Consider the following 801-nt stretch of genomic DNA (forward strand, 5'->3'; position numbering starts at 1 on the left):
GAAGGCGCCGACCGGCTGGGCGATCACCCGCACCTCGGCGATCTCCACCGAGCCCTTAGCCAGCCGCTGCCGGCCCTGCAACCGTTGGCGCAGTTGCTCACGCGCGTCAGGATCGCTGGCCTGAGCCACGGGGAGTCCGGTCACCAGACGGTCGATGTGCGGTTCATCCACCAACTGCAGGGCGGCCAGCACCAAAGCCTGATAACTGTCGCTGGCGGCATAGTCCTCATGCAGTGCTCGCTGCCAGCCCGAGACCCGCGCCGGGTTGATGCCAGCGATCCAGGGCTGGCCATGCAGCGAGAGCCTGATCCCCTCGGCAAGCCCATCGCGCGTGCGTGACGGCGCGCCCGCCAGGCGCTCGGCGACATGCGCCTCGGGTGCCGCTACCGCCGGCATCATCCGTTCAAGCGGCGGTTCGCCGCAGCACCCGGCAGCGAGCTTTAGATTGCCGTATCCAATATCGAGACCGACCACCACCATCGAGCATCCTCCATCACGACTGCAGCACGACTGCAGCACGACAAGCACCGACGAGAGGCCCCAGACAGCGCCACGATTGGGCCGCTCTGGAACCCCAGCACGACTGCAGCACGACTACAGCACGACAAGAGGATGCCGCCCCTGACCCAGGCACGAAACGGCAAGAGATGCCGAAAAACGGCATCTTTCCCTGCTGCGCCGGTGCTGAACCGCAGGCTAGGCTGTGCCGAGGCTGCGCGTCAGGTGCGCACCGTTATGGATCGAGTCCAGGTGCGCAGCGGTCCTGACCAGCGTCGCTTAAGCCATTGATTGCGAATCCGC

At 66.2% G+C, this 801-nt stretch carries 1 pseudogene; it reads right to left on the reverse strand.

What is annotated here, in order from left to right:
- Positions 1–480: pseudogene (locus VBE63_RS30720) on the reverse strand (hypothetical protein); the annotation flags it as partial.
- Positions 481–801: the final 321 nt, after the last annotated feature.

This window comes from Lamprobacter sp. (genome assembly GCF_034860625.1).
Taxonomy (GTDB): Bacteria; Pseudomonadota; Gammaproteobacteria; order Chromatiales; family Chromatiaceae; genus Lamprobacter.